At 62.7% G+C, this 25,305-nt stretch carries 25 protein-coding genes, 1 tRNA gene and 1 riboswitch; of the genes, 18 read left to right on the plus strand and 8 right to left on the minus strand.

What is annotated here, in order from left to right:
* Window positions 1–57: 57 nt before the first annotated feature.
* Window positions 58–162: riboswitch (TPP riboswitch) on the minus strand.
* Window positions 163–254: 92 nt separating this feature from the next.
* On the minus strand, window positions 255–1,421 hold the full coding sequence (locus PARACOCCUSGL_RS0101115) for a nucleotide sugar dehydrogenase (RefSeq protein WP_010392192.1): 1,167 nt from the start codon (window positions 1,419–1,421) through the stop codon (window positions 255–257).
* 180 nt (window positions 1,422–1,601) lie between these two features.
* Between PARACOCCUSGL_RS0101115 and PARACOCCUSGL_RS0101120 the strand changes: the two genes are divergently transcribed.
* Window positions 1,602–2,204 carry an HAD family phosphatase gene (locus PARACOCCUSGL_RS0101120; protein WP_010392194.1) on the plus strand — a complete coding sequence of 201 codons (603 nt, stop codon included), beginning with the start codon at window positions 1,602–1,604 and terminating at the stop codon, window positions 2,202–2,204.
* 238 nt (window positions 2,205–2,442) lie between these two features.
* Window positions 2,443–2,871 (plus strand): hypothetical protein, encoded by a 429-nt coding sequence (locus tag PARACOCCUSGL_RS21340; RefSeq protein ID WP_010392196.1) that lies wholly within the window; start codon window positions 2,443–2,445, stop codon window positions 2,869–2,871.
* Window positions 2,872–3,122: 251 nt separating this feature from the next.
* On the opposite strand, the gene aroQ is transcribed toward PARACOCCUSGL_RS21340, so the two are convergent.
* From aroQ to PARACOCCUSGL_RS0101140, 3 genes are read right to left on the minus strand one after another with little or no spacing between them, the layout of a single operon-like run.
* Window positions 3,123–3,557 (minus strand): type II 3-dehydroquinate dehydratase, encoded by a 435-nt coding sequence (gene aroQ / locus PARACOCCUSGL_RS0101130; protein ID WP_010392198.1) that lies wholly within the window; start codon window positions 3,555–3,557, stop codon window positions 3,123–3,125.
* 28 nt (window positions 3,558–3,585) lie between these two features.
* Window positions 3,586–4,287 carry a response regulator transcription factor gene (locus PARACOCCUSGL_RS0101135; RefSeq protein WP_010392200.1) on the minus strand — a complete coding sequence of 234 codons (702 nt, stop codon included), beginning with the start codon at window positions 4,285–4,287 and terminating at the stop codon, window positions 3,586–3,588.
* Window positions 4,280–6,160 (minus strand): PAS-domain containing protein, encoded by a 1,881-nt coding sequence (locus PARACOCCUSGL_RS0101140; protein WP_010392201.1) that lies wholly within the window; start codon window positions 6,158–6,160, stop codon window positions 4,280–4,282. The genes PARACOCCUSGL_RS0101135 and PARACOCCUSGL_RS0101140 overlap by 8 nt, the downstream gene beginning before the upstream one ends.
* Before the next feature lie 112 nt (window positions 6,161–6,272).
* Here PARACOCCUSGL_RS0101140 and PARACOCCUSGL_RS0101145 point away from each other — a divergent pair, with 112 nt between their 5' ends.
* The 7 genes from PARACOCCUSGL_RS0101145 (at window position 6,273) to PARACOCCUSGL_RS0101175 (ending at window position 14,703) form a co-directional block, all read left to right on the plus strand.
* Window positions 6,273–8,249, plus strand: a complete 1,977-nt coding sequence (locus tag PARACOCCUSGL_RS0101145) for an AMP-binding protein (protein ID WP_010392203.1) — start codon at window positions 6,273–6,275, stop codon at window positions 8,247–8,249.
* On the plus strand, window positions 8,246–9,052 hold the full coding sequence (locus PARACOCCUSGL_RS0101150) for an ABC transporter ATP-binding protein (protein WP_010392205.1): 807 nt from the start codon (window positions 8,246–8,248) through the stop codon (window positions 9,050–9,052). The genes PARACOCCUSGL_RS0101145 and PARACOCCUSGL_RS0101150 overlap by 4 nt, the downstream gene beginning before the upstream one ends.
* A gap of 10 nt (window positions 9,053–9,062) precedes the next feature.
* Window positions 9,063–10,043, plus strand: a complete 981-nt coding sequence (locus tag PARACOCCUSGL_RS0101155) for a branched-chain amino acid ABC transporter permease (protein ID WP_010392207.1) — start codon at window positions 9,063–9,065, stop codon at window positions 10,041–10,043.
* 140 nt (window positions 10,044–10,183) lie between these two features.
* Complete coding sequence (locus tag PARACOCCUSGL_RS0101160) at window positions 10,184–11,260, plus strand: branched-chain amino acid ABC transporter permease (protein WP_010392209.1); 1,077 nt, start codon at window positions 10,184–10,186, stop codon at window positions 11,258–11,260.
* Window positions 11,261–11,304: 44 nt separating this feature from the next.
* On the plus strand, window positions 11,305–12,585 hold the full coding sequence (locus PARACOCCUSGL_RS0101165) for an ABC transporter substrate-binding protein (RefSeq protein ID WP_010392211.1): 1,281 nt from the start codon (window positions 11,305–11,307) through the stop codon (window positions 12,583–12,585).
* A gap of 57 nt (window positions 12,586–12,642) precedes the next feature.
* Window positions 12,643–13,467, plus strand: a complete 825-nt coding sequence (locus PARACOCCUSGL_RS0101170) for an ABC transporter ATP-binding protein (RefSeq protein ID WP_010392213.1) — start codon at window positions 12,643–12,645, stop codon at window positions 13,465–13,467.
* An 18-nt stretch (window positions 13,468–13,485) separates the two neighbouring features.
* Entirely contained in the window at window positions 13,486–14,703 is a 1,218-nt protein-coding gene (locus PARACOCCUSGL_RS0101175; protein WP_010392215.1) for a phenylacetate--CoA ligase family protein, read from the plus strand.
* A gap of 11 nt (window positions 14,704–14,714) precedes the next feature.
* On the opposite strand, the gene PARACOCCUSGL_RS21345 is transcribed toward PARACOCCUSGL_RS0101175, so the two are convergent.
* Window positions 14,715–15,774, minus strand: a protein-coding gene (locus tag PARACOCCUSGL_RS21345; RefSeq protein WP_138918257.1) for an IS630 family transposase whose coding sequence is annotated in 2 segments (ribosomal slippage) — window positions 14,715–15,303 and window positions 15,302–15,774 — 1,062 coding nt in all. Because the reading frame shifts where the segments join, the coding sequence is not laid out codon by codon here.
* A 200-nt stretch (window positions 15,775–15,974) separates the two neighbouring features.
* On the opposite strand from PARACOCCUSGL_RS21345, the gene PARACOCCUSGL_RS0101190 reads away from it, so the two are divergent.
* A complete protein-coding gene (locus tag PARACOCCUSGL_RS0101190; protein ID WP_010392219.1) occupies window positions 15,975–16,418 on the plus strand; it encodes a DMT family transporter in 444 nt (147 codons plus the stop codon).
* A 131-nt stretch (window positions 16,419–16,549) separates the two neighbouring features.
* Here PARACOCCUSGL_RS0101190 and ykgO read toward each other — a convergent pair whose 3' ends face one another.
* Entirely contained in the window at window positions 16,550–16,675 is a 126-nt protein-coding gene (gene ykgO / locus PARACOCCUSGL_RS0101195) for a type B 50S ribosomal protein L36 (RefSeq protein WP_010392221.1), read from the minus strand.
* 83 nt (window positions 16,676–16,758) lie between these two features.
* A tRNA-Val gene (locus tag PARACOCCUSGL_RS0101200) sits at window positions 16,759–16,833 on the minus strand.
* Window positions 16,834–17,016: 183 nt separating this feature from the next.
* Between PARACOCCUSGL_RS0101200 and PARACOCCUSGL_RS0101205 the strand changes: the two genes are divergently transcribed.
* Genes PARACOCCUSGL_RS0101205 through PARACOCCUSGL_RS0101225 form a run of 5 tightly spaced genes read left to right on the plus strand, consistent with a single transcriptional unit; the run spans window position 17,017 to window position 20,167 of the window.
* Window positions 17,017–17,880, plus strand: a complete 864-nt coding sequence (locus PARACOCCUSGL_RS0101205; protein ID WP_010392223.1) for an N-formylglutamate amidohydrolase — start codon at window positions 17,017–17,019, stop codon at window positions 17,878–17,880.
* A gap of 18 nt (window positions 17,881–17,898) precedes the next feature.
* On the plus strand, window positions 17,899–18,786 hold the full coding sequence (locus PARACOCCUSGL_RS0101210; protein ID WP_010392225.1) for an SPFH domain-containing protein: 888 nt from the start codon (window positions 17,899–17,901) through the stop codon (window positions 18,784–18,786).
* Between the two features lie 11 nt (window positions 18,787–18,797).
* Window positions 18,798–19,070 carry an NfeD family protein gene (locus PARACOCCUSGL_RS22315; RefSeq protein WP_010392227.1) on the plus strand — a complete coding sequence of 91 codons (273 nt, stop codon included), beginning with the start codon at window positions 18,798–18,800 and terminating at the stop codon, window positions 19,068–19,070.
* A gap of 20 nt (window positions 19,071–19,090) precedes the next feature.
* Window positions 19,091–19,486 (plus strand): NUDIX hydrolase, encoded by a 396-nt coding sequence (locus PARACOCCUSGL_RS0101220; protein WP_010392229.1) that lies wholly within the window; start codon window positions 19,091–19,093, stop codon window positions 19,484–19,486.
* Window positions 19,487–19,537: 51 nt separating this feature from the next.
* The gene (locus PARACOCCUSGL_RS0101225; RefSeq protein ID WP_029371251.1) at window positions 19,538–20,167 is read left to right on the plus strand and encodes a glutathione S-transferase family protein; all 630 of its coding nucleotides are present in this window, start codon (window positions 19,538–19,540) and stop codon (window positions 20,165–20,167) included.
* Here the strand turns inward: PARACOCCUSGL_RS0101225 and pyrF are convergent, their stop codons facing one another.
* Window positions 20,168–20,860 carry an orotidine-5'-phosphate decarboxylase gene (gene pyrF / locus PARACOCCUSGL_RS0101230; RefSeq protein ID WP_010392233.1) on the minus strand — a complete coding sequence of 231 codons (693 nt, stop codon included), beginning with the start codon at window positions 20,858–20,860 and terminating at the stop codon, window positions 20,168–20,170. It lies immediately after the preceding gene.
* A 153-nt stretch (window positions 20,861–21,013) separates the two neighbouring features.
* On the opposite strand from pyrF, the gene clpB reads away from it, so the two are divergent.
* The 3 genes from clpB (at window position 21,014) to msrQ (ending at window position 25,262) form a co-directional block, all read left to right on the plus strand.
* On the plus strand, window positions 21,014–23,632 hold the full coding sequence (gene clpB / locus PARACOCCUSGL_RS0101235) for an ATP-dependent chaperone ClpB (RefSeq protein WP_010392235.1): 2,619 nt from the start codon (window positions 21,014–21,016) through the stop codon (window positions 23,630–23,632).
* A gap of 131 nt (window positions 23,633–23,763) precedes the next feature.
* The gene (gene msrP / locus PARACOCCUSGL_RS0101240) at window positions 23,764–24,660 is read left to right on the plus strand and encodes a protein-methionine-sulfoxide reductase catalytic subunit MsrP (RefSeq protein WP_010392237.1); all 897 of its coding nucleotides are present in this window, start codon (window positions 23,764–23,766) and stop codon (window positions 24,658–24,660) included.
* Window positions 24,660–25,262 (plus strand): protein-methionine-sulfoxide reductase heme-binding subunit MsrQ, encoded by a 603-nt coding sequence (gene msrQ / locus PARACOCCUSGL_RS0101245; RefSeq protein WP_010392239.1) that lies wholly within the window; start codon window positions 24,660–24,662, stop codon window positions 25,260–25,262. The genes msrP and msrQ overlap by 1 nt, the downstream gene beginning before the upstream one ends.
* Window positions 25,263–25,305 lie beyond the last annotated feature (43 nt).

Consider the following 25,305-nt stretch of genomic DNA (forward strand, 5'->3'; position numbering starts at 1 on the left):
CCTTTCAGTTCAGCCGGGCATGCAGATGGGGTCGGGACAGTTTTGCGGATGGTCTTGCCGCTTCACTCTACCCTTCCCTACGCCGGCATGACCCGGATCAGGTTCGATGGGTCGGTGCCTTGCACCTCTCAGCCCCGTTGCGGGGCCCCCCAAGTGTATGAGTCGTTTGCATGACACTAGGGCCCCGCGCCCCGGGTTGCAAGGGCTGCGGGGTCCGGGTGTCAGGGAAGCTGGGGGCAGGGCCCTGCCTGCGTTCAGTTCACGCCAAAGAGGTCGCGGGTATAGACCTTGTCTGCCACATCGGCCAATTCGGGGCCAAGGCGGTTCGCGATGATCAGATCGGCCTCGGCCTTGAAGGCGTCGAGGTCACGGATGACCGGACTGTGAAAGAAGTGATCCTCGGTCAGCACCGGCTCATAGACGATGCAGGGAATGCCCTTGGCCTTGATCCGCTTCATGATGCCCTGAATCGAGCTGTCGCGGTAATTGTCCGAGCCGGCCTTCATCACCAGCCGATAGACGCCGACAACCTTGGGTTCGCGTGCGATGATCTGGTCGGCGATGAAGTCCTTGCGGGTGCGGTTGCTTTCCACCACCGCCGCAATCAGGTTCTGCGGGACCTGATCATAGTTGGCCAGAAGCTGCTTGCTGTCCTTGGGCAGGCAGTAGCCGCCATAGCCGAAGCTTGGGTTGTTGTACTGATCGCCGATCCGCGGATCGAGGCCGACGCCCTCGATGATTTCGCGCGGGTTCAGGCCGCGGGCCAGAGCATAGCTGTCCAACTCGTTGAAATAGGCCACGCGCATCGCAAGGTAGGTGTTGGCGAACAGCTTGATCGCCTCGGCCTCGGCGGGGCCGGTGAAAAGCACCGGCATATCCTTGCGGATCGCGCCCTGTGCCAGCAGATCGGCCAGCTTATGCGCAGCGGGGCCATGATCCCCGACGACGATGCGCGACGGGTAAAGGTTATCGTAAAGCGCGCGGCCTTCACGCAGAAACTCGGGTGAGAACATGATGTTCTCATTGCCTGTTTCTTGCCGCATCCGTGCCACGAATCCGACGGGCACCGTGGATTTGATCACGATCGTTGCCTGCGGGGCGTGGTCGCGGGCCTGGGCGATCACAGCCTCGACGCTTTGGGTGTCAAAGCGGTTCGTGCGCGGGTCGTAATTCGTCGGCGTGGCGATGATGACGAAATCCGCCCCCGCCATAGCCTCGGCCTGGTCGGTCGTGGCCTGCAGGGACAGCTGCTTTCCAGCCAGCCATTCCTCGAGATCGGGGTCCTGAATGGGTGAGCGGCGGGCATTTACCAATGCCACGCGCTCTGCGTTCAGATCGAATGCCATGACTTCGTTGTGCTGCGCCAGCAGCACCGCGATCGACATTCCTACATAGCCTAGCCCGGCGACAGAAATACGCATGTGCGGGGTCCTATCCACTCTGAAGAAAACAGTCCAGTTCAGATTGGATCTGTCAGAGCTGTCGCGCAGATTTTTGCCGCGTGGGGTAAGATCGGGCCGCATCGGGGGAATCGGCGGCTCGGGGCTTTACTTGGCGGGGCATTCCGGACGATCTGGGCGCAACCGAAGCGGAAGGATGCCATGAAAAGCGTGATTTTCGACCTTGGCGGGGTGCTGATCGACTGGGACCCTGCGCTGGCCTTTGCGGATATCTTTACCAGCCGGGCCGAGGCCGAGGCCTGGATGCAGCGCATCGATTTTGCCGGCTGGAACAGGTTGCAGGACGGCGGGCGCAGCTTTGAGGACGGTCTTGCCGCCGCACGGGCCGAGCATGGCGACGAGGCGCGGCATCTGGCGGGCTATCTCGCGGCTTTTCCGCTGACCATCGAAAAGACTATTCCCGGGACGTGGGAAGTCGCCGAGGCCCTGGTTGCGCGCGGCGTTCCGCTATATGCTTTGACCAACTGGGCGGCCGAGACATGGCCCCATGCGCTGGAGCTGCATCCTCGGCTGGGCGCGGTTTTCGCGGACATTCTTGTGTCAGGCCGCGTCGGGATGATGAAGCCAGGCCCGGCGATCTATCGCATGGTGATGGATCGCAACGGTTTGCGGCCCGAGGATTGCGTATTCGTTGATGACAGCCTGCCGAATGTCGAAGCGGCGCGAGGGCTGGGAATCGATGCGATCCAGTTCACCGGGGCCGGCGCGCTGGGCGACGAGCTGGCGCGGCGCGGGTTGTTCTGAAGTATTCTTGACAGCGGGGGGCAGCCCCCTGTCAGGTTGATGGGGTCAGGTCCGCACAGCCGGCGCGACTGTACCCTGATCTATTTGCAGCAGGGCAGATGGGCGCGGCCGGGAACAATCCGAATCAGGCAGTCCTGCGCGTGACCCTGACTTCGACCCCGCCTCGCTTTGCCGGAATCGGGCCGACGCTGAAATCGGTGCTGAACCAGCGTATCCCCCGGATCAGGTGCGGCTTTGCGTGCCGCGCCGCTATCGCCGTTTTCCCGATTGGGACGGGTGCCTGCCGCAGGTTCCCCAAGGCATCACCGTGGTCAGGACCGATCAGGACGATGGCCCTGCGACCAAGATCCTGCCTGCGGTGCACGAGTTTCGGGGGCAGGATTGCGAGTTGCTGCTTTGCGACGATGACCGGCGCTACGACCCGCTGTGGACCAGCCGGTTTCTTGCAGCGCGCCGGGAACACCCCGATCGCGTGATTGCCGGGGCGGGGGCCTTTGTTCCCGGTCGCCGCGAAGGGTCGTTGCCCCGTGCCGTGCCACGCAAGAATGGCAGCCTGTGCCGGTTGCTACGGCTGGCCACGCAGGGGCTGCACAAGCCCTCGGCATGGGTGGGTATCGGGGTATGCTGGTATGTTCAAAGGCTATGGCGGGGCCATGTTGCGCGCTGATTCCGGCCTGATTGCGCCTTTGATATTCCCGAACTGCTGTGGACCGTGGATGATCCGTGGCCATCGGGCAATTTTGCGCGGAACGGGGTCGGAATCTGGCTCAACGCCTTGGGCGTCATACGGGGCAAGCGAAGGATTGCCCGCCGCGACGCGCTTATAAGGTTTTCGTGGCAGGGCAAAGGTCGGGGTGCCGCCGATGCCGCCTGTTACGACTGGTTTCGCCGCAACCGGGGAATCTGGCGTCCCGCCTCCTAGCTGATCAGCCTTGCAACATGACGCAGCGCGAGCAGGTAGCCATGAAAGCCACAGCCGGCAATCACACCCTCGGCGCGCAGGCTGACATAGGAATGGTGGCGAAAGTTTTCACGCTTGTGGACGTTCGAGATATGCACCTCGATCACCGGCCCGTCGAAAGCGTTCAGCGCATCAAGAATCGCAACCGAAGTATGGGTAAAGGCGGCCGGGTTGATGACGATCGCCTGGGCCTTTTGCCGTGCCTCATGGATCAGGTCGATCAGCACGCCTTCGTGGTTGGACTGATGAAAGGCGATGTCCAGACCCAGATCGGCCGCCAGCCCGCGGCAGTCACGCTCGATATCGGCAAGCGTGGTGCTGCCATAGATCTCGGGCTGGCGCTGGCCAAGCAGGTTCAGGTTCGGGCCGTTCAGGACATAGACGGTGGGCATGTCATTCTCCGCAAAAGTGGGGGGCAATCTAGCCCAGTTCGGCAAGAAAGATATAGCCTGCGCCATAGATGGTCTTGATCAGGCGGGGGTTCTTTGGGTCCTCGCCCAGCTTTGTGCGCAGGCGCGAGATACGCACATCCATCGCCCGGTCGAAACTTTCGCCTGCCGTGCCGCCCAGCGCCTCAAGCATCTGCGCGCGCGAGATCAGGCGGCGCGGATTGTCGAGAAACAGGCGCAGGACCTCGGCCTCGGCATGGCTGATCGGGGTTTCGGCCCCCTCGGGCGAGGTCAGCGTGTAGCGGTCGAAATCCGCCGACCAGCCGGCAAAGCGCAACTGCTGGCGACCCGGGCCGCTTTCGCGCTGGGGTTTGCGCAACCGGGCGCGGATGCGGGCCACGACCTCGGCCGGTTCAAAAGGTTTGATGATGTAATCATCGGCCCCCAGCTCCAGCCCGGTTACCCGGTCCTGTACCTGTGCCCGGCCTGAAATGATGATGATTGCCGTGCCGGATTCGCTGGCCAGCCGGTGCACCAGCGCCAGCCCGTCGCGGTCGGGCAGGCCAAGGTCGATCAGACAGGCATCGGGCTGGATGCGGCGCAAGGCGGCCTCGAACTCGGTCGCGCGGGAAAAGCCGACGGTGCGAAAGCCCGCCTCTTCCAGCGCCGAGGACAGCAGGCGGCGGATCTCGGGCTCATCGTCGAGAATGGCGATCAGAGGTGCGTCAGTCATCGGTCCTTGCCATGGCGACGGCCAGTTCGGTTTCGTCAAAGGGCTTGGTCAGGATCGGACAGTCAAGCCCTGACCTGCGCGGATCGCCCGGAGGCAGCGCTGTCATCAGCACCAGCGGCAGCCCGCGGCCACGCAGATCCGCCCCCGATCCATCGCCCAGTTGCAGGTCCGACAGGATCAGCGTCAGCCCCGGCAGATCGGTCAGGCCGCGTGCCTCGCCAAGCGAACCCGCCTCGATCACCGAATGGCCCTGCGTGGTCAGCATCTCGCGGATATGGGCGCGGATGGCATCGTCATCCTCGACCAGCAGCACAAGTTGCGGACGCGCAGCGCGCAACGGCAGGCGGATGATGACCTGCGCGCCGCCGCCCTCGGTATTAAGCAGCCGCAGTGTCCCGCCCGACAGCTTGATCTGGTCATAGACCATCGACAGGCCAAGCCCGGTGCCCTGACTGCCCTTGGTGGTGAAAAACGGTTCGGTCGCGCGGGCCAGCGCCTCGGGCGAGAAACCGGGGCCGCTGTCAGAAACGATGATTTCCAGCCACCTTCCGGCGGGGCGGATCTTGATCCCGATCCGGCCCTGTCCCTGCATGGCGTCACGCGCGTTCAGGATCAGGTTCAGCAGCGCATCCTGTAACGCGCCGGGATCAAGCATCACCCGCGCGGGCAGATCGCCGATATGCGTGTCCAGCGTCACGCCTGCGCCCAGCGTCGGCCGGGTCATGGCGGCCAGATCATCCAGCATCGAGCGCAGTTCGACCGGTTGCGGCTGATGCTCGCGCCGGCCGGTCAGCGCCGAGATACCGTCAAGCAACCGCACCCCGCGCCGGGCGGCGGCCAGCGTCGCCTGTACATCCTCGGCCTGTTCGGGTGGCAGGCTGGCGCGGGCAAGCCGTCCCTGCAGGCCAAGGATAATGGTCAGAAGATTGCCGAAATCATGCGCGAGCCCCGAGGTCATCTGGGCCGCCACAGCGCGTTTGGCGGCATGGGTCAGCGCCTCGCGCGCCTGAACCTCGGCGGTGACATCTGTCGAAAGGACATAGACACCGCGCCCGTTCTGGTCGGGCGTCAGCGCGATGCGGATACGCCGGCCCGAAGGCGGGTGCGTGATCTCGAACACCTGCGACTGGCCCGATACCGCGCGGTCAAGATGGGGTCTTAGCCGCGCAAATGTTTCCGCCCCCAGAACATCTTCGCACCGTCGGCCGATGACCGAAGGATCGGTGCCCGGAAACACCAGCGATATCTGGTTGTTCGAAAATGTATAACGGAACTCACGATCCATATGGGCGATATGGGCCGGGACCATGGCAGTGACATGGCGGGTCCGCGCCTCGGATTCGGTCAGGATGCGCTTGGCCTCTTCCAGCGCGGCATTGGTTGCGGCCAGCGCCCGGTTTGCAGCAGAAAGCCGCTCGGCGTTTTCCAGCACCAGCTCGGACAGTTCGGCCGAACGGGCGCGCAACAGCGCCTCTTGCCGCTTGATATGGGTGATGTCGGTATAGACGGCGATCCAGCCGCCTTGGGACAAGGGTGCCCCCTCGACCGAAATCCAGCGGCCATCGGCGCGTCTGCGTTCCAGATAATGCGGCTGAAAGGTCAGGGCCTGATCGACACGTTCTCGGATCGCGGCCTCGGGGTCCTCTTGCGGGCCGTATTCACCGCGATCGACCAGATAGCGGATGGTATCCTGAAAAGTCGCACCGGTGCGGGTCAGCTTATCCGGCAGGCCGAACATCTGCTGATAGGGCCGGTTGCAGACCGCCAGTCGCAGGTCCGCATCAAAGATCGAGATCGCCTGCTGGATCAGGTTCAGCCCCGATCTGGTCAGCTCGGCGTGCCGGTCGCTGGATGGCATGTCAGTCGCTGGCATTGCGCGGCACCTGTAACAATTCGTAGGATTCAGGAAAAACTGACGCAAGAATTGCTGCAATAAGCTGCAATAGCCAGAGGGAAGAGGAGCCCGGACGGCAAGGGGAGGAATCATGCAGAACGCTGAGGCGGCACAAGCCGGCTTGCAGTCGATTCCGGCGTTGCTGGCGCGCAATGCCGTGCGTTTCGGCGGCCGGCCCGCCTATCGGGAAAAGGAATTCGGGATCTGGCAAAGCTGGACCTGGGCCGAGGCTGCAACTGAAATCCGTGCTCTGGCGCTGGGTTTTCTGGTGCTGGGATTGAACCGGGGCGACCGTGTCGCCATCGTCGGCCGCAACCGGCCTGCCCATTACTGGGCCATGGTCGCGGCGCAGATGTGCGGCGCGGTACCGGTGCCGCTGTATCAGGACGCGGTCGCCGAAGAGATGGCCTATGTGCTGCACCATTGCGGCGCGCGCTTTGTCGTCTGCGGCGATCAGGAACAGGTGGACAAGGTACTGGAGGTGGGCGAGCGCGCCCCCTCGGTCGAGCATATCGTCTATACCGACAAGCGCGGGATGCGGAAATACGACCATTCCCACATGAATGCGCTGGCCGATGTGCAGGCCGAGGGTCGCGCCGCCGAGCAGCGGCTGGGTGCCGAACTGGACAGCCGCACCGCCGTGTTGGGCTATGACGACACCTGCGTCATGCTTTACACCTCGGGTACCACCGGCAAGCCCAAGGGCGTGGTGCTGTCCAACCGCAACATCATCGAAACGGCTAAGAACAGCGCGGCCTTTGATCATCTGACCGAGCGTGAAGAGGTGCTCGCCTATCTGCCCATGGCCTGGGTCGGCGATTTCATCTTTTCGGTCGGCCAGGCTTATTGGGCGGGCTTTACGGTGAACTGTCCCGAAAGCGCGCATACCATGATGACCGACATGCGCGAGATCGGGCCGACTTATTTCTTTGCTCCGCCCCGGGTCTTTGAGGGTCAGCTGACCAGTGTGATGATCCGCATGGAGGACGCGGGTCGTTTGAAGCGCTGGCTGTTTCGGCACTTTATGGCTGTTGCCCGCCGCGTTGGTCCGGCTTTGCTTGACGGCAAGCCGGTCGGGCTGCTGGACCGGCTGCATCATGCGCTGGGCAATGTGCTGATCTATGGCCCGCTCAAGAATACGCTGGGCTATTCCCGCATTCGTGTCGGCTATACCGCGGGCGAGGCGATCGGCCCCGAGATCTTTGATTTTTACCGCAGTCTCGGGATCAACCTGAAGCAGCTTTACGGCCAGACCGAAGCTTCGGTCTTTATCACCCAGCAGCCTGACGGGCAGGTGCGTTCGGATACGGTTGGCGTGCCTTCGCCGGGGGTCGAGCTGCGTATCGCCCCCAGTGGCGAGGTCTTTTATCGCTCACCCGGGGTATTCGTCGAATATTACAACAACCCGGAAAGCACCGCCTCGACCAAGGACGCCGAGGGGTGGGTGGCGACGGGCGATGCCGGGTTCTTTGAGGAAGGCAGCGGGCACCTGCGCATCATCGACCGCGCCAAGGATGTGGGCCGCATGGCCGACGGGCGGATGTTTGCGCCCAAATATGTCGAGAACAAGCTGAAGTTCTATCCCAACATCCTTGAGGCGGTGGTCTTTGGCGCTGGCCGCGACATGTGCACGGCCTTTATCAACATCGACCTGACGGCGGTCGGCAACTGGGCCGAGCGCAATAATATCGCCTATGCCAGCTATCAAGAGCTGGCCGGCCATCCGCAGGTCTATGCAACGATCAAAGAGCATGTCGAGGCGGTCAATGACTCGGTCGCCCGTGACCCGATGCTTTCGGGCTGTCAGATCAGCCGGTTTCTGGTGCTGCACAAAGAGCTTGATCCCGACGATGGCGAGATGACCCGCACCCGCAAGGTCCGCCGCAACATCATCGCCGAGAAATACGCCGATCTGATTGATGCGCTTTATGACGGGCGCGACACGGTCAGCACCCGGACCGAAGTGACCTATGAGGACGGCCGCAAGGGTGAGATCCGCGCGACGCTGAAGATCGAGAGCGCGCGGACCTTCCCGACCGCCCAATCGCAGAAGGTGGCTGCCGAATGACCGAAGAACTTACCCCCGACGGCCGCCGCATCGGCGATGTGCTGATGGATCTGAAAAACATCACCCTGCGCTTTGGCGGCGTGACGGCGATCAAGGACATCAGCTTCAACATCCGCGAGGGCGAGATCCGCGCCATCATCGGCCCGAACGGTGCGGGCAAGTCCTCGATGCTGAACGTGATTTCCGGATTTTACGTCCCGCAAGAGGGTGAGATCCGGTTTCGCGGTGAGCGGCGCGGCCCGATGAGACCCTATGAGGTAGCGCGGCTGGGCATTGCCCGCACCTTTCAGAATATTGCGTTGTTCGATGGCATGTCCGTTCTGGACAATATCATGACCGGGCGCCTGAACATGATGAAGGCGCCGATCTGGAGCCAGGCCCTGTGGTGGGGTCGCGCCGAGCGCGAAGAGGTCGAAAACCGTGAGCAGGTCGAGAAGATCATCGACTTTCTGGAAATCCAGAACATCCGCAAGACGCCGGTGGGCCGGCTGCCATATGGTCTGAAAAAGCGGGTCGAACTGGCGCGGGCGCTGGCGGCCGAGCCAAAGATCCTGCTGCTTGATGAGCCGATGGCGGGCATGAATGTCGAAGAGAAAGAGGACATGTGCCGCTTTATCCTCGATGTGAATGACGAATTCGGCACCACCATCGCTCTTATCGAACACGACATGGGTGTGGTCATGGATCTGAGCGACCGGGTGGTGGTGATGGATTACGGGCGCAAGATCGGTGACGGCACCCCTGACGAGGTGCGCAACAATCCCGAGGTGATCAGCGCCTATCTGGGCGTGGCGCACGAGTAAGGGGGCGGCGATGGAATTTCTCTATGCAAGCGAAATCCTGCTGAACGGCCTGATGGCCGGGGTGATGTATTCGCTGGTCGCCCTGGGATTCGTGCTGATCTACAAGGCTTCTGGCGTCTTTAACTATGCCCAGGGGGTGCTGGCGCTTTTCGCCGCCATGACGCTGGTTGGCATCATGGAGGGCAGGGTGCCCTTTGCCCATCTTTTGGGGGCGGTCTTTGGGATTCATGTGTCCAGCTTTGGCTGGACCGTGCCGGGGGCCGTGGCGATCCTTCTGACCGCGCTGGTCATGGTCGGCGTTGCCATCGCCATCGAAAAGCTGGTGCTGAAACATCTGGTCGGGCAAGAGCCGATCATCCTGTTCATGGCAACCATCGGTCTTGCATGGTTCCTGGAGGGGCTTGGGGACGTAATGTGGGGCGCGGACGTCAAAGTGCTGGACGTCGGCCTGCCGCAGGGCATTTCCGAAACTGTCGAGACGCTGACCAACGACTGGCTGGGCTATGGTTTCTTTATAGACCGCCTGGATATCTGGGCGGCGATGATCGCGGCGGTTCTGGTCGCGGCGCTGGTCGGGTTTTCACAATATACCAAACAGGGCAGGGCGATGCGCGCCGTCGCCGACGACCATCAGGCGGCGCTGTCCGTCGGCATCAGCCTGCAATTCATCTGGATCATGGTCTGGTCGATTGCCGGTTTCGTCGCCCTTGTCGCGGGTATCATGTGGGGCACGAAATCGGGGGTGCAGTTTTCGCTGTCGCTGATCGCGCTCAAGGCGCTGCCGGTGCTGATGCTGGGCGGGTTCACCTCGATCCCCGGGGCCATTGTCGGCGGGCTGATCATCGGTATGGGCGAAAAGCTGTTTGAATATTTCATTGGCCCGATGGTCGGCGGCGCGACCGAGAACTGGTTCGCCTATGTGCTGGCGCTGATCTTTCTGGTCTTTCGGCCGCAGGGCCTGTTTGGCGAGCGCATCATCGAGCGGGTCTGAACATGAAAACTTTCTATGCCTCCGGCGGGGATATTTGGGCACGAAAGAAGGGCGCGGGCCTGTCCTTCGTGAGCCACCGCCCGGCGGGATTGCGGGGGCGCATGGCCCCTGCTGGCAAGGCCTGACGCTGGGAGGAACGGATGCTTTACCGTGAGGCGGGTGATTTCAAGACGAGCTATCGTGACGATGGCCAGACCTTTCCGATCCGGCTGGACCGCTGGGGCTATTACGCGATCCTGGCGGTGGCCTTTCTGGTCGTGCCGCTGGTCATCGACAGCTATTGGGCCAATGCGGTTCTGGTGCCTTTCCTGATCTATGCCATCGCCGCCATCGGGCTGAACATCCTGACCGGTTATGCCGGGCAGGTCAGTCTGGGCACCGGCGGCTTCATGGCTGTGGGTGCCTATGCCGTCTACAAGCTGATGATTGCCCTGCCAGCGGTGCCGATCATCATCCATATTCTGCTGGCCGGGGCGATTACCGCCGTGGTCGGGGTGCTGTTCGGTCTGCCGAGCCTGCGGATCAAGGGCTTTTATCTGGCGGTGGCGACATTGGCGGCACAGTTCTTTCTGGTCTGGTTGTTCAACAAGGTGCCGTGGTTTTACAACTATTCGGCCTCGGGCCAGATCAACGCACCCGAGCGCACCATTCTTGGCTGGGCGGTGACCGGGCCTGCGACTACGGCTTCGGCTAAGTATCTGATCTGTCTTGTATTCGCTGTCGTGCTGGCCTGGGTGGCCCGGAACCTGACCCGGGGCAGTGTCGGGCGCAAATGGATGGCGATCCGCGACATGGATATCGCAGCCGAGATCATCGGGGTTAACCCACTGACCGCCAAGCTGTCGGCCTTTGCCGTATCAAGCTTTTTTGTCGGCATCGCAGGGGCGCTGCTTTTTGCGGTCTATCTGGGTGCGGCTGAAGCGACCGAGGCCTTTGGCATCAACAAGAGCTTTCTGGTCCTGTTCATGATCATCATCGGCGGGCTTGGCAGTATCTTTGGCAGCTTTGCCGGCGCGGCCTTTCTGGTCCTGCTGCCGGTCTTTCTTAAGAACCTGCTGGTTGTGCAGCTGGGCTGGCCAACCGACCTCGCCGCCCATCTTGAGCTGATGATTGTTGGCGCGCTGATCGTGTTCTTTCTGATCGTTGAGCCGCATGGCCTGGCCCGGCTGTGGCAGCTGGCAAAAGAGAAGCTGCGGCTGTGGCCGTTCCCGCATTAACGACCGGACAACCGGCGAAACACACCCTTGGGGAGGAGACCAAGATGAAACTGAAGCTTGCAACTGTCGCGCTGGGGGCCCTTATGGCGGCGGCGCCGGCCATGGCCGATCTGGTGGTGCCGAACCTCAGCTATCGGACCGGACCTTATGGTGCGAACGGCACGCAATATGCCGATGGGTTCAACGACTATTTTACCCTGCTGAACGAGCGTGACGGCGGCATCGGCGGCGAAAAGGTCCAGACCCCCGAATGCGAGACCGCCTATAACACCGAAGAAGGCGTCGAATGTTACGAGGCGACCAAAGGTTCTGGTGCGCTGGTCTATAACCCGCTGTCGACTGGTATCACCTATCAGCTGATCCCCAAGGTCTCGGCGGACAAGATTCCGCTTTACACCCCGGGTTACGGCCGGACCTCGGCCAAGAACGGCAAGGTGTTCGAATGGGTCTTTAACGCTCCTGCGAACTATTGGGACGGGGCGAGCGTGGCGGTGAAATACCTGCTAGACCAGAACGGCGGCAGCCTGGAAGGCAAAAAGATCGCGCTGATCTATCACAACTCGGCCTATGGCAAAGAGCCGATCCGCACCCTGCAAGAACTGTCCAGGAAACATGGCTTCAGCCTGACCGAGCTGCCTGTCGACCCGCCCGGGCAGGAACAGAAAAGCCAGTGGTTGCAGATCCGCCGTGACAAGCCCGATTACGTGCTGATGTGGGGTTGGGGCGTGATGAACCAGACTGCCATTCAGGAGGCTGCCAACATCCGCTTCCCGATGGAGAACTTTATCGGGATCTGGTGGTCGGGCTCTGAGGTGGACGTCAAGCCGGTGGGCGCAAGCGCCAACGGCTACAAGGCGCTGACCTTCCACGGTGTCGGCACCGGCTACCCGATCTATGAGGACATGAAGAAGTTCGTCATCGAACCGGGTAAGGCTTCGCAAGGCGGGCAATTCGTCGGTTCGGTGCTTTATTCGCGTGGCATGTATGCCGCCGTCGTCATCGCCGAGGCGATCCGCAAGGCGCAAGAGCTGTCGGGCACATCGAATATCACCGCAGCTCAGCTGCGTGATGGTTTCGAGGCGCTGGAGATCACGCCCGAGCGGCTGTCCGAACTGGGCCTGCCCGACTTTGGCCCCGAGATCCGCATGACCTGCGACAACCATGGCGGCAGCGGGATGGCGCGGCTGCAGCAATGGGACGCCTCGGCAGGCAAGTGGACGCTGATTTCGGACTTTACCCAGCCCGATCAGGAGGTTCTGGACCCGCTGATCCTTGAGGATAGCGAGGCCTATGCCAAGGAAGCCGGTATTTCGCCGCGCTGCTGACCTATTGCCCCGGCGGTCCGCCGCCGGGGCCACTCACCCGCCTTGAGGGAGAACCCCATGTTCGACGCCGCACCTGACCGCGAAACCCTGCTGGAGGTCAACAATATCGAGGTGATCTACAATCACGTCATTCTGGTGCTCAAGGGCGTCAGCCTGTCGGTGCCCAAGGGCGGCATCACTGCGCTTTTGGGCGGCAATGGCGCGGGCAAGACGACGACGCTGAAGGCGATCTCGAACCTTCTGCATTCGGAACGGGGCGAGGTCACCAAAGGCACGATCAGCTACCGCGGCGAGCGGGTACAGGAGCTTGATCCCGCCGCACTGGTCAAGAAGGGCGTGATTCAGGTGATGGAGGGCCGCCATTGCTTTGAGCACCTGACGATCGAAGAAAACCTGCTCACCGGCGCCTATACCCGCACCGATGGCCGGGCCGAGATCGCCCGTGATCTTGAGATGGTCTATTCCTATTTCCCACGTCTCAAAGAGCGTCGCAAAAGCCAGGCCGGCTATACGTCCGGGGGCGAGCAGCAGATGTGCGCCATGGGCCGCGCGCTTATGTCACGACCCGAGACGATCTTGCTTGATGAACCCTCGATGGGTCTTGCGCCGCAGCTGGTCGAGCAGATCTTTGAGATCGTCAAGGCCGTGAACGAAGGGGAGGGCGTGACCTTCCTGCTGGCCGAGCAAAACACCAATGTCGCGCTGCGCTATGCCCATTACGGCTATATCCTTGAAAGCGGCCGCGTGGTGATGGACGGGCCGGCGGATGCGCTGCGCGAGAACCCCGACGTCAAGGAATTCTATCTCGGCATGTCCGATCAGGGCCGCAAGAGCTTTCGCGACGTGCGATCCTATCGCCGGCGCAAACGCTGGCTGGCCTGAGCGCAGAAAGGCATCCCCATGACATTCTATGATGAACTGGAAACCCGCAGCGCCGAGGCGCGGGCATCCTGGCTGGCGGCTGAACTGCCCGCTGCGTTGATGCGCGCCCGGCAAGCTCCGGCGCTGGCCGAGATCCTTGCCGATGTCGGGCCCGGCCAGATCACCAGCCGCGAGGCGCTGGCCAGCCTGCCTGTGATCCGTAAATCCGCCCTTTCCGAGGCGCAGCAAAAGACGCCACCGTTTGGCGGCTTCACCACCCGTCCGGCCCATGACTTTGAGAATATCTTCCAAAGTCCCGGCCCGATCTACGAACCAGGCCGCCGCGATGGCGACTGGTGGCGGCTGGGTCGCTTTCTGCATGCAGCGGGCGTTGGTCCGGGCGATATCCTGCACAATTGCTTTGGCTATCATCTGACACCGGCGGGAATGATGTTTGAAAGCGCTGCGCGCGCGGTCGGGGCCGCGACCCTGCCTGCCGGCACCGGTCAGACCGAACTGCAGATCCGCGCCGCTGTCGATATCGGCACCACGGTTTACGCCGGGACGCCCGACTATCTTAAGGTGATGCTGGACAAGGCCGATCAGATGGGTGAGCGCCTGCGTTTTACCAGGGCCGTTGTCTCGGGTGGGGCGCTGTTTCCAAGTCTGCGCCAGGCTTACGCTGATCGCGGCATCGCTACGGCGCAATGCTATGCCACCGCCGATCTGGGGCTGATCGCCTATGAATCCCCGGCGATGGAGGGGTTGATCGTCGATGAACGCGTGATCGTCGAAATCGTCCGTCCCGGCACCGGTGATCCCGTGCCAGAGGGCGAGGTGGGCGAGGTCGTCGTGACTACGCTCAACCCCGATTATCCGCTGGTGCGCTTTGCGACGGGCGATCTCTCGGCGGTTCTGCCGGGGGAAAGCCCCTGCGGCCGCACCAATATGCGTATCAAGGGCTGGATGGGCCGGGCCGACCAGACGACCAAGATCAAGGGCATGTTTGTCCGCCCCGAACAGGTCGCGGCACTGGTCGCCCGCCATCCCGAAATCTTGCGCGCCCGCGTGGTCGCAGACCGTAGCGGGGATATGGATGTCATGACCGTTCTGCTGGAAACCCCGGCCGAAGACGCCGCGCAATACGAGGGCACTGTGCTCGACACGCTGAAGCTTCGCGGTCGGGTCGAGCTGGTGGCACCGGGTTCGCTGCCAAACGACGGCAAGGTGATCGAGGATCGCCGCAGCTACGACTAATACCAACGGCATTATCCACTGACCTGCGCGCAATCGCGTGAGGTGATTGAAGCGACGCGTTCCGGCATTGCGAGGAGCGTGTTCCAGGCATCGCAGCAGACGTCGACGATGGCCTCGTAGCTGTCGAAGACCCGGTTCGCGAGGGTGTTCTGACGGAGGAACTGCCAGAGGTTCTCGACCGGGTTCAGTTCCGGACTGTAAGGTGGCAGCGGCAGCAGGCTGATGTTGGGCGGGATGATGAGGTCTGTGGAGCTGTGCCAGCCAGCACCATCGAGAACAAGGAGCGCGTGTGCACCGGGCGATACCTGCCCGCTGATTTCGGCCAGGTGGGCGTTCATCGCCTCTGTGTTCGCGTAGGGCATGACAAGCGCCGCACCGATCCTGCGGGCCGGGCAGACCGCCCCGAAGATGTAGGCCCAGGCGTAGCGGCAGTCTTTTGGCGCCCACGGGCGTGTGCCCTTTCTTGCCCACACGCGTGTCAATGTTCCCTGTTGACCCACCCTGGCCTCGTCCTGGAACCAGATCTCCAAGGGCTTTCCTTGCGCTTCGTCAGGCAAGGCCGCGCGCGCCAGTTCGGCAAAGTTTTTTATATACCGCTTGTGCTTCGCCATCGGCCTGCGGATGGCGCGGCCGGACTGAGAGACGTGCAAAGCTGAGCCGGTGAAGGATCGCGCTCATGGTCCTCTCCGCCACGCGAATGCCAAACCGCTGCTCAACCACGTCGCAGAGGTCAATCCGACGCCAACGCACGACCTTATCCGTCGACGGGTCAGGCCCCGTCTCGACGATCACGGCAAGTTCGCGCATCTGCTCGGCGCTGAGCCGCGGGGGCCGCCCAGGAAGCGGCCGATCGACAAGGCCAGCCAGCCCTTCGGCATTGTAACGGTGAACCCAGTCACGCAGCGTCTGCCGATCCATACCGCAGCTCTGTGCCGCTTCCGTCCGGCTTCGCCCGTCAAGCACATGCGCCAGCGCAAGCATCCGGCGCGTCGCTCGCGCGTCCTTCACGCGAGCCGCCTCTCGCCGCAGATCCGATGCTGAAAGGTCCGTGCGTGTGATGCCCACTGCCATCCTGATCCTCCTCCGCCTTGCAAGGGAGTGAATCAGAGGTCGGCCGCAAAGCAAACCACCTTCAGAGTCGATGGTTCATGCCGCTGGTATAAGGCACAGCCCCCAGCGGGCTGCGGCTCTGGAAGCCGGGCTGCCATGGTGCTATCGGGATCGCGCATTCCGCGCGCGATCCGCTTGACCCTCCGGTAAAAGGAGCATCCATGCAGTTTCCGCTACTCACTGCCATCTTTGTCACGCTGGCCGGGGTCTGCATTGCCGTGCAGGCCCCGATCAATGCCGCCCTTGGGCGTGAGGTACAAAGCCCGCTTGCTGCCGCGGCGATCTCCTTTGGTATCGGCTTTGTCCTGCTGACGCTCGGAACCCTCGCCATGGGACAGGGCCGCGCCTTCCTGCGCGCAGTCTCCGCAGATTGGTGGATGTGGACAGGCGGCGTGCTTGGTGCCTTTTACGTCTGGACCATGGTCTGGAGCCTGCCGCGCCTCGGCACGCTTACCGCGCTTTGCGCCCTGGCGCTTGGCCAGATCATCGCGGCCATCCTGCTTGACCGGATCGGGGCCTTTGGCCTGCCGGTGCGCGACCTGTCTATCCCACGCCTTCTTGCGGCCCTGATGGTCGGCGGCGGGCTCATTCTCTCGCGCTTCTGATTTTCTTTCGTGTTCAAATATCCACGGGGTGTGGGGCAGTCAGCCCCACATGACAGGGTTTCCCGCGCATACGGAAAACGCCCGTGGCGCAGGGCCGACGGGCGTTCACGAATCGGATGATTCGCCGGTTCTCAGCCCTGACGGGCCTTGAAGCGCGGGTTGGTCTTGTTGATGATATAGATACGGCCCTTGCGGCGCACGATCTGGCAATCACGGTGACGGCTCTTCAGCGAGCGGAGCGAATTGCGAACCTTCATCGGTCTTCTCCTATCGCGGCGCATCGCTAGGTCGCGCCTTGGAAACGAAATACCCCCGGTTAAGCCCCGGGGCGTGAATTGAATGGTGGGCGGTACTGGGATCGAACCAGTGGCCACTACGATGTCAACGTAGTGCTCTACCGCTGAGCTAACCGCCCCCGAACAGGTGATTCTTTCAGCTTTCGCTGTCATATCGCCTTGGTCCGCGTGTCTATAGCTACCTCGCGTGCGGCTTTCAAGCCCTCAATCGACAGCTATTGGCGCTTCTCATTCATGGCTTATAAACATTTCTGTCTGTCACCCAGAACTGGCGCCGGACGCGCCGCCGGGAAACGCCAGAAATGAAAAGTGCTGAGCCGACCTTCGATCTGATGCTGCCGCAGCGGTGGCTGGGTGGGGTGATCTTTGCCTCGCCGCATTCGGGCCGGGCCTATCCTGACTGGTTTCTGGCCGAATCACGGCTGGACCCGCAGCAGCTGCGCTCGTCCGAGGATGCTTTCGTCGATCGCCTGATCGCGCCTGCGCTTGACCATGGTGCGGCGGTACTGACGGCACGGGTGCCGCGCTGCGTTGTCGATCTGAACCGTGGCCCCGAGGAAATCGACCCGCTCGTCGTTTCGGGCGGGGCGCCCGGGATGATGAACCCGCGGATCATGGCCGGACTGGGGGTGATTCCCCGTGTCGTCTCGCAAGGAAGGGCGATTCACGACCGCCCGATTCCCCGCGAAGAGGCCGATCAGCGAATCGCCCGGTTGTGGCGTCCCTATCATCAGGCGCTTTCTGCCCTGATCCAGGAGGCGGTGTCGCGCTTTGGCGGCGCTGTTCTGATCGACATGCATTCGATGCCGCGCGATGCGCTGACGCATCTGCCCCGTCCGCGTCCCGACATGGTGCTGGGTGATCGTAACGGTGTTTCGGCTGCGCCCCGCATCAGCGCCGGGGTGGCCGAGGCGGTGGCGGCCGAAGGTTTCCGCCTGCGGCGCAATTCTCCCTTTTCGGGGGCCTATATCACCCAGACCTATGGCCGCCCGCGCGAGAATGTGCATGTGGTGCAGCTAGAGCTTGACCGCTCGCTGTACATGGATGAACACCGGATTGAGCCGCGCGCCGATTTCGACCAGTTTCGGGCTCGCTTTGCCCGCGTCATCGCGCGGCTGGCGCGTCTGCGCCCTGATGAATGCGATTCGGCCTTTGCGGCTGAATGATAACGAAAGGACCTCCTCATGCCGCCTGAAATCGCCGAACTGATCAGCCGGAACCTCGCCCTGATCATTCTGGCTGTGGTGATCCTCTTTGCGGTCCGCAGCGCTGTCCGAATCGTTCCGCAATCTGAAAAATACGTGGTCGAACGCTTTGGCCGGCTGCATTCGGTGCTGGGGCCGGGGATCAACTTCATTGTGCCCTTCCTTGATCGGGTCGCGCACCGGATCTCGATCCTCGAACGTCAGCTTCCGACTGCGCGTCAGGATGCGATCACCGCTGACAACGTGCTGGTGCAGGTCGAGACGAGCGTCTTTTACCGCATCATCGAGCCGGAAAAGGCCGTCTATCGCATCCGCGACGTGGACGCGGCGATCAGCACCACTGTTGCGGGGATCGTGCGCTCGGAAATCGGCACGATGGAACTGGATCAGGTCCAGTCGAACCGCGCCCAGCTGATCGAGCGGATCCGCGAGGCGCTGGCCAATATCGTCGATGACTGGGGCATCGAGGTGACGCGGGCCGAGATCCTGGACGTCAATCTGGACGAGGCGACGCGGGCCGCGATGCTGCAACAGCTTAATGCCGAGCGCGCCCGCCGCGCTCAGGTCACCGAGGCCGAAGGCCGCCGCCGCGCGGTCGAGCTGGCCGCCGATGGTGAGCTTTACGCTGCCGAGCAGCAGGCCAAGGCCAAGCGCATGCTTGCCGATGCCGATGCCTATGCCACCGCCGCCATCGCCACTGCGATCCGCGAAGGCGGGCTTGAAGCCGCGCAATATCAGGTCGCGATGCGTCAGGTCGATGTCCTGGCCGAGGTCGGCAAGGGGCAGGGCCGTCAGACCGTGATCGTGCCGGCCTCGGCGGTCGAGGCGCTTGGCGACGCGTTCCGCATGTTCCGCAGCGCGAAATAAGGGGACAGCCGATGGTTTGGTCGAACGGTTGGTTGTGGATCATCGTCGCGCTGGTTTTCGCGGCGCTTGAGCTGGCATTGCCGGGCTGGTTCTTTCTGGGGCTTGCCGCCGCGGTTCTGCTGATGGGTCTGGCCCTGCTTTCCGGTCTCTGGGGCGGCGGGCTGCCACTGGCGCTTGTCGTCACGGCGATCCTGACAGGGGTGATCTGGTTGGTGCTGCGGCGCATTTTCGGCACCAGCCGAAGCGAGGTGCGGATCTGGACCCGCGACATCAACGACAACTAGATTTCGTCGGTGCCAAGCTGGTGCTTACCCATGGTGGGCACCTGCTGACATGTCTGCGCGATGATTACGACTGGATCCCGTTTCCGGCGCATTGGGATCTGCCCGGTGGCGGGGCCGAGCCGGGCGAATCGCCCATCGAATGCGCCCTGCGCGAATTGCATGAGGAATTCGGGCTGCGGATCGACCCCAGGCGGCTGACGGCGCGGGTTTTCGATTCGTCCGCGTCTGTGGGCCGGGTTTCGTGGCTGTTTCACGGCTTGATCAGCAAGGATGAGATCACGGCGATCCGTTTCGGCGATGAGGGGCAAGAGTGGCGGATGATGCCGGTTGCCGAATTCGTCGCCCATCCGCGCGCGGTGCCGCATTTCCGGGATCGGGTACGGCTTGTTCTTGCCGGGACGGGATGCGGGATTTGAAAATCGTCGGCCTGGGTGCATGATCGCCGCATCGACAGCAAGGAGGCACGCATGTCCCGGATGCAGCTTTACCGCCGCAACGGCTGGGGATCGGCGCTGATCGAGGCGCAGCTTGCCCATTACGGGCTTGAGGCTGAAAGCATCGAGATCGCAGACCTGTTTCTGGACGCCACCGCCCGGCGAGAACTGATGCGGATCAGCCCCGCAGGGCAGATTCCGGTGCTGATCCTGCCTGATGGCCGGGTGATGTCGGAAAGCGCGGCGATCACTCTCTATCTCGCCGAGATGACCGGACGCGACGATCTGGTACCCGAGCCGACCGCAACCGAGCGGCCCCGTTTCCTGCGCTGGCTGATCTTTCTGGTGGCGCAGGTCTATCCCTGTTTTACCTTTGGCGATGATCCGTCCCGCTTTCTAAGCGACCCCACCGCGCAAAAAGAGCTGGGCGAGGCGACCAGCGAGCGGTTGAAAGAGCTGTGGACTGCCGTCGAGGGCGCGGTCAGAAGACCTCATTTCCTTGGCGAGCGGTTCTCGGCTCTGGATATCTATCTGGCGGTGATGACCAACTGGAAACCCGGTCCCGAGTGGTTTCAGCAGCATACGCCCAAAATCTGGTCGATCGCGCGTGCAACTGCGGCGCGCGAGGATCTTGCCCCGGTCTTTCAGCGCAATTTCGGCTGATCAGATCCCGGCCAGTTCGGCCTGAATGGCCTGTGCTGCGGTGCGCGGGTCCTCGGCCTGCCAGATCGGCCGGCCGACGACGATGTGATCGGCGCCGCTGGCGATGGCGGTGGCGGGGGTCTCGATCCGCTTCTGGTCACCGGCTGCGCTGCCTGCCGGGCGCACCCCGGGGGTGACGATCAGCCGGCCCCGTGCTTCGGGCAGGGCGCGGATCAGTGCCGCCTCGCGCGGGCTGGCGATGACGCCGTCGGCCCCGGCCTCAAAGGCTCGGGCGGCGCGGGTGGTCACGATTTCGGCCAGATCGCCGGGCACGATCAGTCCGGCGTCAAGGTCGGCCCGGTCAAGCGAGGTCAGGATCGTCACGGCAAGGATCCTCAGCCCCGAACTGCCCGCGCCCTGCTTGGCCGCGCGAACCACATGCGGGTCGCCGTGAACGGTCAGGAAATCCAGATCATATTGGGCAATGCCCCTGACCGCTGCCTCGACCGTGGCGCCGATGTCAAAGAACTTCATGTCAAGGAAGATGCGCTTGCCATGTTCCTGCTTCAGCTCATTGGCAAGGGCAAGTCCGCCCCCGGTCAGCATGCCAAGGCCGATCTTGTAAAAGCTGGCGGCGTCGCCGATCTTCTGGGCCAGTTCCAGCCCGGCAAGCGCATTCGGCACGTCCAGCGCCACGATCAGACGGTCGTCCATGGATCCCCTCAGCCTGCGACAAACGACCCGCTTATAGGCCCATGCCTGCCGACTTGAAAGCCTGTTTGTCCCTGCCCATTTCTGAGGCAGGACCCGAGCCGGATCGTGCCAATGCGGGCGATCCAACGCGGGGGCTGAAGAAAGGAACTTCATATGGATATGGAAAAATTCACGGAACGGTCGCGTGGTTTCCTGCAGGCGGCGCAGACCATCGCCATCCGCGAGGATAACCAGCGCGTCATGCCAGAGCACCTGCTCAAGGCGATGATGGATGACGAGCAGGGCTTTGCCAGCAACCTGATCGCGCGCGCCGGGGGTGATGCCCAGGCAGTCCGTCAGGCCGTGGATCAGGCGGTTGCCAAACAGCCCAAAATCAGCGGCGGGCAGGGCCAGGTCTATGTTGATACCTCGCTGGTGCGCGTGCTGGATGAGGCCGAGAATCTGGCGAAAAAGGCCGGCGACAGCTTTGTTCCGGCCGAGCGGGTGCTGACCGCGCTTGCCGTCGTCAACACCAATGCCCGTGATGCTTTGACGGCTGGCAAGGTCACTGCGCAGGCGCTGAACGCCGCGATCAATGAGATCCGCAAGGGTCGCACCGCTGACAGCGCCGGTGCCGAGGACAGTTATGAGGCCTTGTCGAAATACGCCCGCAATCTGACCGAGGCGGCTGCCGAGGGCAAGATCGACCCGATTATCGGTCGCGACGAGGAAATCCGCCGCGCCATGCAGGTGCTGAGCCGTCGCACCAAGAACAACCCGGTGCTGATCGGTGAGCCCGGCGTCGGCAAGACGGCCATCGCCGAGGGTCTGGCCCTGCGCATCGTCAACGGCGATGTGCCGGAATCGCTGCGCAACAAGCAGCTTTGGGCGCTGGACATGGGCGCTTTGATCGCCGGGGCGAAATATCGCGGCGAGTTCGAAGAGCGTCTGAAATCCGTCCTGAAAGAGATCGAGACCGCCGCTGGCGAGATCATCCTTTTCATCGACGAGCTGCATGTGCTGGTCGGTGCTGGCAAGACCGACGGTGCGATGGATGCCGCGAACCTGATCAAGCCCGCTTTGGCGCGGGGTGAGCTGCATTGCGTCGGCGCAACGACGCTGGACGAATATCGCAAGTATATCGAAAAGGACGCGGCCCTGGCCCGTCGTTTCCAGCCTGTTCTGGTGCAAGAGCCGACGGTTGAGGACACGATCAGCATCCTGCGCGGCATCAAAGAGAAATATGAGCTGCATCACGGCGTGCGCATCAGCGACGCGGCGTTGGTGGCGGCTGCGACCCTGTCGCATCGCTATATCACCGACCGTTTCCTGCCCGATAAGGCCATTGACCTTGTGGACGAGGCGGCCAGCCGCCTGCGCATGGAGGTCGACAGCAAACCCGAAGAGCTGGATCAGCTGGACCGTCAGATCCTGCAATTGCAGATCGAGGCCGAGGCCCTGAAGAAAGAGGACGACGCCGCCTCCAGGGACCGGCTGGAAAAGCTGGAGCGCCAGCTGTCCGATCTGCAAGAGAAATCGGCCGGTCTGACCGCCCGCTGGCAGGCCGAGCGCGCCAAGCTTGAGGGCTCGCGCACGCTTAAAGAGCAGCTTGACCGCGCCCGCGCCGAGCTGGATCAGGCCAAGCGCGAGGGCAATCTGGCCCGCGCGGGTGAGCTGAGCTATGGCATTATCCCCTCGCTTGAACGTCAGCTTGCCGATGCTGAAAGCAATGAGGACGGGCTGATGGTCGAGGAAACCGTCCGCCCCGAGCAGATCGCCGAGGTGGTCGAGCGCTGGACCGGCATCCCCACCAGCAAGATGCTGGAAGGTGAGCGTGACAAGCTGCTGAAGATGGAAGAGGTGCTTGGCAAGCGCGTCATCGGCCAGACCGAGGCGGTGGGCGCGGTTGCAAATGCCGTGCGGCGTGCGCGTGCGGGGCTGAACGATCCCAAACGGCCGCTTGGCAGCTTTCTCTTTCTTGGTCCGACCGGGGTTGGCAAGACCGAGCTGACCAAGGCGATCGCCGAATATCTGTTCGATGATGACAGCGCCATGGTCCGCATCGACATGTCCGAGTTCATGGAGAAACACTCGGTTGCCCGCCTGATCGGCGCGCCTCCGGGCTATGTCGGCTATGATGAGGGGGGCGTGTTGACCGAGGCGGTGCGGCGCCGGCCCTATCAGGTGATCCTGTTCGACGAGGTCGAAAAGGCGCATCCGGACGTGTTCAACGTGCTGTTGCAGGTTCTGGACGATGGTCAGCTGACCGACGGGCAGGGCCGGACGGTGGACTTCAAGCAGACGCTGATCGTCCTGACTTCGAACCTTGGGGCGCAGGCGCTCTCGACCCTGCCCGAAGGGGCCGATTCCAGCCAGGCACGTGCGCAGGTCATGGATGCGGTTCGCGCGCATTTCCGGCCCGAGTTCCTGAACCGCCTGGACGAGATCATCATCTTCCACCGCCTGACGCGCGGCAACATGGACGCCATTGTCGGGCTGCAACTTGCCCAGCTGGAAGGCCGTCTGGCCCAGCACAAGATCATGCTGGATCTGGACGAGGCTGCGCGGAAATGGCTGGCTGACGAAGGTTATGACCCGGTCTTTGGGGCCCGGCCGCTGAAACGGGTGTTGCAGCGCAGCCTGCAGAACCCCCTGGCCGAAATGATCCTCGCCGGAGAGGTTCTGGACGGCCAGACCGTCCATGTCACTGCCGGACCCGAAGGGCTGGTCGTTGGCAACCGCGTGGCCCCGGCCAGCCTGGACGAGGGCGGACCCCGGGTGCCGTTGCATTAAGCGGATCGGGGCGGGTGCTGCGGCATCCGCCCCTTTCTTGATCTTCTTCACATTGGCATCGGGTCCAATCACGCGAAGTTTCATCGTCCTGACCGCTTCTGGGTGAGATGATGCGTGCAGGAGGGACCGGTATGAAGCTGACATGGTCGGATGTAACGCCCGAGGCGGCCTACCTCAGCCGCAGGGCCTTTATTGCGGCAGGCATTGCAGCGGTGGCGACACCGGCGCTGGGGCTGGGCGGAAAGCCCTCGGCCTTTTCTACCGACGAAAAGCCGAACAGCCTGCAAGAGATCACGAATTACAACAACTTCTACGAATTCGGGACCGGCAAGACCGATCCCGCGCAGAACTCCGGCAGCCTGAAGACCTCTCCGTGGTCGGTCCAGATCGACGGGCTGGTCGATCGCCCCGGTTCTTATGGTGTCGAGGATCTGGTGCCCGAGGCCGCGCTGGAAGAGCGCATCTACCGACTGCGCTGCGTCGAGGCGTGGTCCATCGTCATTCCCTGGCTTGGCGTGCCGCTTTCCGGGGTGCTCGACAAGGCGGGCGTGCAGTCCGGCGCGAAATTCGTCGCATTCGAGACGCTGCACGATCCTGAGCAGATGCCCGGGCAGCGCAGCAGAATCATCGACTGGCCCTATCGCGAGGGGTTGCGGCTGGACGAAGCCATGCACCCCCTGACCATTCTTGCGACCGGGCTGTACGGTCGGGTGCTGCCCAACCAGAACGGAGCACCGATCCGGCTGGTGGTGCCGTGGAAATACGGATTCAAGTCGATCAAATCGATTGTCCGCATCACCTTGACCGACAAGCAGCCCCCGACAAGCTGGCAGATGCTGCAACCCAGCGAGTACGGTTTTTATGCCAATGTGAACCCGCAGGTGGACCATCCGCGCTGGTCGCAGGCCACGGAAAGACGCATCGGCAGCGGACTGTTCGGAGGCCGGCAGGACACGCTGATGTTCAATGGCTATGGCGAACAGGTGGCCGGGCTCTACACGGGCATGGATCTGGCAAAGAACTACTGATGGTGCAGCGTCTCAACGGCTGGCTGCGGCGGCTTCCGGTTTGGGCGGTCTGGCTTTTGGGGCTGATTCCGCTGGCGTTGCTTGTCTGGGATACGCTGCAGGGAGATCTGGGTGTCGATCCGGTGCGCGATATCGAGCATCGGCTGGGCCGCACCGCCATCTATTTTCTGCTTGCGACCCTGGCGGTGACGCCACTTTTGCGACTGACGAGGCTGAACATGATGCGGTTTCGTCAGGCGCTGGGGCTGATCTGTTTTACCTATGCGCTTTGCCATCTCGCAGCATGGGTGGTGTTTGATATGGCTTTCCTGTGGGCGCAGATGCTCAAGGATGTCGCCAAGCGGCCCTATCTGATCTTTGGGATGCTCGCCTTTGTCATGCTGCTGGCGCTGGCCGTGACCTCGAACCGTGCCTCGATCCGGCGCATGGGCGCGCGATGGAGGCAGCTGCACCGGCTGATCTATCCCGCGGCGATTCTGGGCGCGCTGCACTGGCTCTGGGCGCTCAAGGTCTGGGAATCGCGCCCGGTCGTGGTTTTCTGCGGGATTTTGCTGCTTCTGCTGCTGCGCCTGCGTCTGATTACAGCGGCTGTCCGTCGCTGAAGTTTATTTTTTGAAATTTCCCCTATATTTTTCAGTTAGTTAT

The organism is Paracoccus sp. TRP (assembly GCF_000185925.1).
GTDB classification, from domain to species: Bacteria; Pseudomonadota; Alphaproteobacteria; order Rhodobacterales; family Rhodobacteraceae; genus Paracoccus; species Paracoccus kondratievae.

Excerpts from the sequence above, each read along its gene's own strand:
- PARACOCCUSGL_RS0101115 (WP_010392192.1), bottom strand. The coding sequence starts at position 1,421 with ATGCGTATTTCTGTCGCCGGGCTAGGCTATGTAGGAATGTCGATCGCG.
- PARACOCCUSGL_RS0101120 (WP_010392194.1), top strand. The coding sequence starts at position 1,602 with ATGAAAAGCGTGATTTTCGACCTTGGCGGGGTGCTGATCGACTGGGAC.
- aroQ (WP_010392198.1), bottom strand. The coding sequence starts at position 3,557 with ATGCCCACCGTCTATGTCCTGAACGGCCCGAACCTGAACCTGCTTGGC.
- PARACOCCUSGL_RS0101135 (WP_010392200.1), bottom strand. The coding sequence starts at position 4,287 with ATGACTGACGCACCTCTGATCGCCATTCTCGACGATGAGCCCGAGATC.
- PARACOCCUSGL_RS0101140 (WP_010392201.1), bottom strand. The coding sequence starts at position 6,160 with ATGCCAGCGACTGACATGCCATCCAGCGACCGGCACGCCGAGCTGACC.
- PARACOCCUSGL_RS0101145 (WP_010392203.1), top strand. The coding sequence starts at position 6,273 with ATGCAGAACGCTGAGGCGGCACAAGCCGGCTTGCAGTCGATTCCGGCG.
- PARACOCCUSGL_RS0101150 (WP_010392205.1), top strand. The coding sequence starts at position 8,246 with ATGACCGAAGAACTTACCCCCGACGGCCGCCGCATCGGCGATGTGCTG.
- PARACOCCUSGL_RS0101155 (WP_010392207.1), top strand. The coding sequence starts at position 9,063 with ATGGAATTTCTCTATGCAAGCGAAATCCTGCTGAACGGCCTGATGGCC.
- PARACOCCUSGL_RS0101160 (WP_010392209.1), top strand. The coding sequence starts at position 10,184 with ATGCTTTACCGTGAGGCGGGTGATTTCAAGACGAGCTATCGTGACGAT.
- PARACOCCUSGL_RS0101165 (WP_010392211.1), top strand. The coding sequence starts at position 11,305 with ATGAAACTGAAGCTTGCAACTGTCGCGCTGGGGGCCCTTATGGCGGCG.
- PARACOCCUSGL_RS0101170 (WP_010392213.1), top strand. The coding sequence starts at position 12,643 with ATGTTCGACGCCGCACCTGACCGCGAAACCCTGCTGGAGGTCAACAAT.
- PARACOCCUSGL_RS0101175 (WP_010392215.1), top strand. The coding sequence starts at position 13,486 with ATGACATTCTATGATGAACTGGAAACCCGCAGCGCCGAGGCGCGGGCA.
- PARACOCCUSGL_RS0101190 (WP_010392219.1), top strand. The coding sequence starts at position 15,975 with ATGCAGTTTCCGCTACTCACTGCCATCTTTGTCACGCTGGCCGGGGTC.
- ykgO (WP_010392221.1), bottom strand. The coding sequence starts at position 16,675 with ATGAAGGTTCGCAATTCGCTCCGCTCGCTGAAGAGCCGTCACCGTGAT.
- PARACOCCUSGL_RS0101205 (WP_010392223.1), top strand. The coding sequence starts at position 17,017 with ATGAAAAGTGCTGAGCCGACCTTCGATCTGATGCTGCCGCAGCGGTGG.
- PARACOCCUSGL_RS0101210 (WP_010392225.1), top strand. The coding sequence starts at position 17,899 with ATGCCGCCTGAAATCGCCGAACTGATCAGCCGGAACCTCGCCCTGATC.
- PARACOCCUSGL_RS22315 (WP_010392227.1), top strand. The coding sequence starts at position 18,798 with ATGGTTTGGTCGAACGGTTGGTTGTGGATCATCGTCGCGCTGGTTTTC.
- PARACOCCUSGL_RS0101225 (WP_029371251.1), top strand. The coding sequence starts at position 19,538 with ATGTCCCGGATGCAGCTTTACCGCCGCAACGGCTGGGGATCGGCGCTG.
- pyrF (WP_010392233.1), bottom strand. The coding sequence starts at position 20,860 with ATGGACGACCGTCTGATCGTGGCGCTGGACGTGCCGAATGCGCTTGCC.
- clpB (WP_010392235.1), top strand. The coding sequence starts at position 21,014 with ATGGATATGGAAAAATTCACGGAACGGTCGCGTGGTTTCCTGCAGGCG.
- msrP (WP_010392237.1), top strand. The coding sequence starts at position 23,764 with ATGAAGCTGACATGGTCGGATGTAACGCCCGAGGCGGCCTACCTCAGC.
- msrQ (WP_010392239.1), top strand. The coding sequence starts at position 24,660 with ATGGTGCAGCGTCTCAACGGCTGGCTGCGGCGGCTTCCGGTTTGGGCG.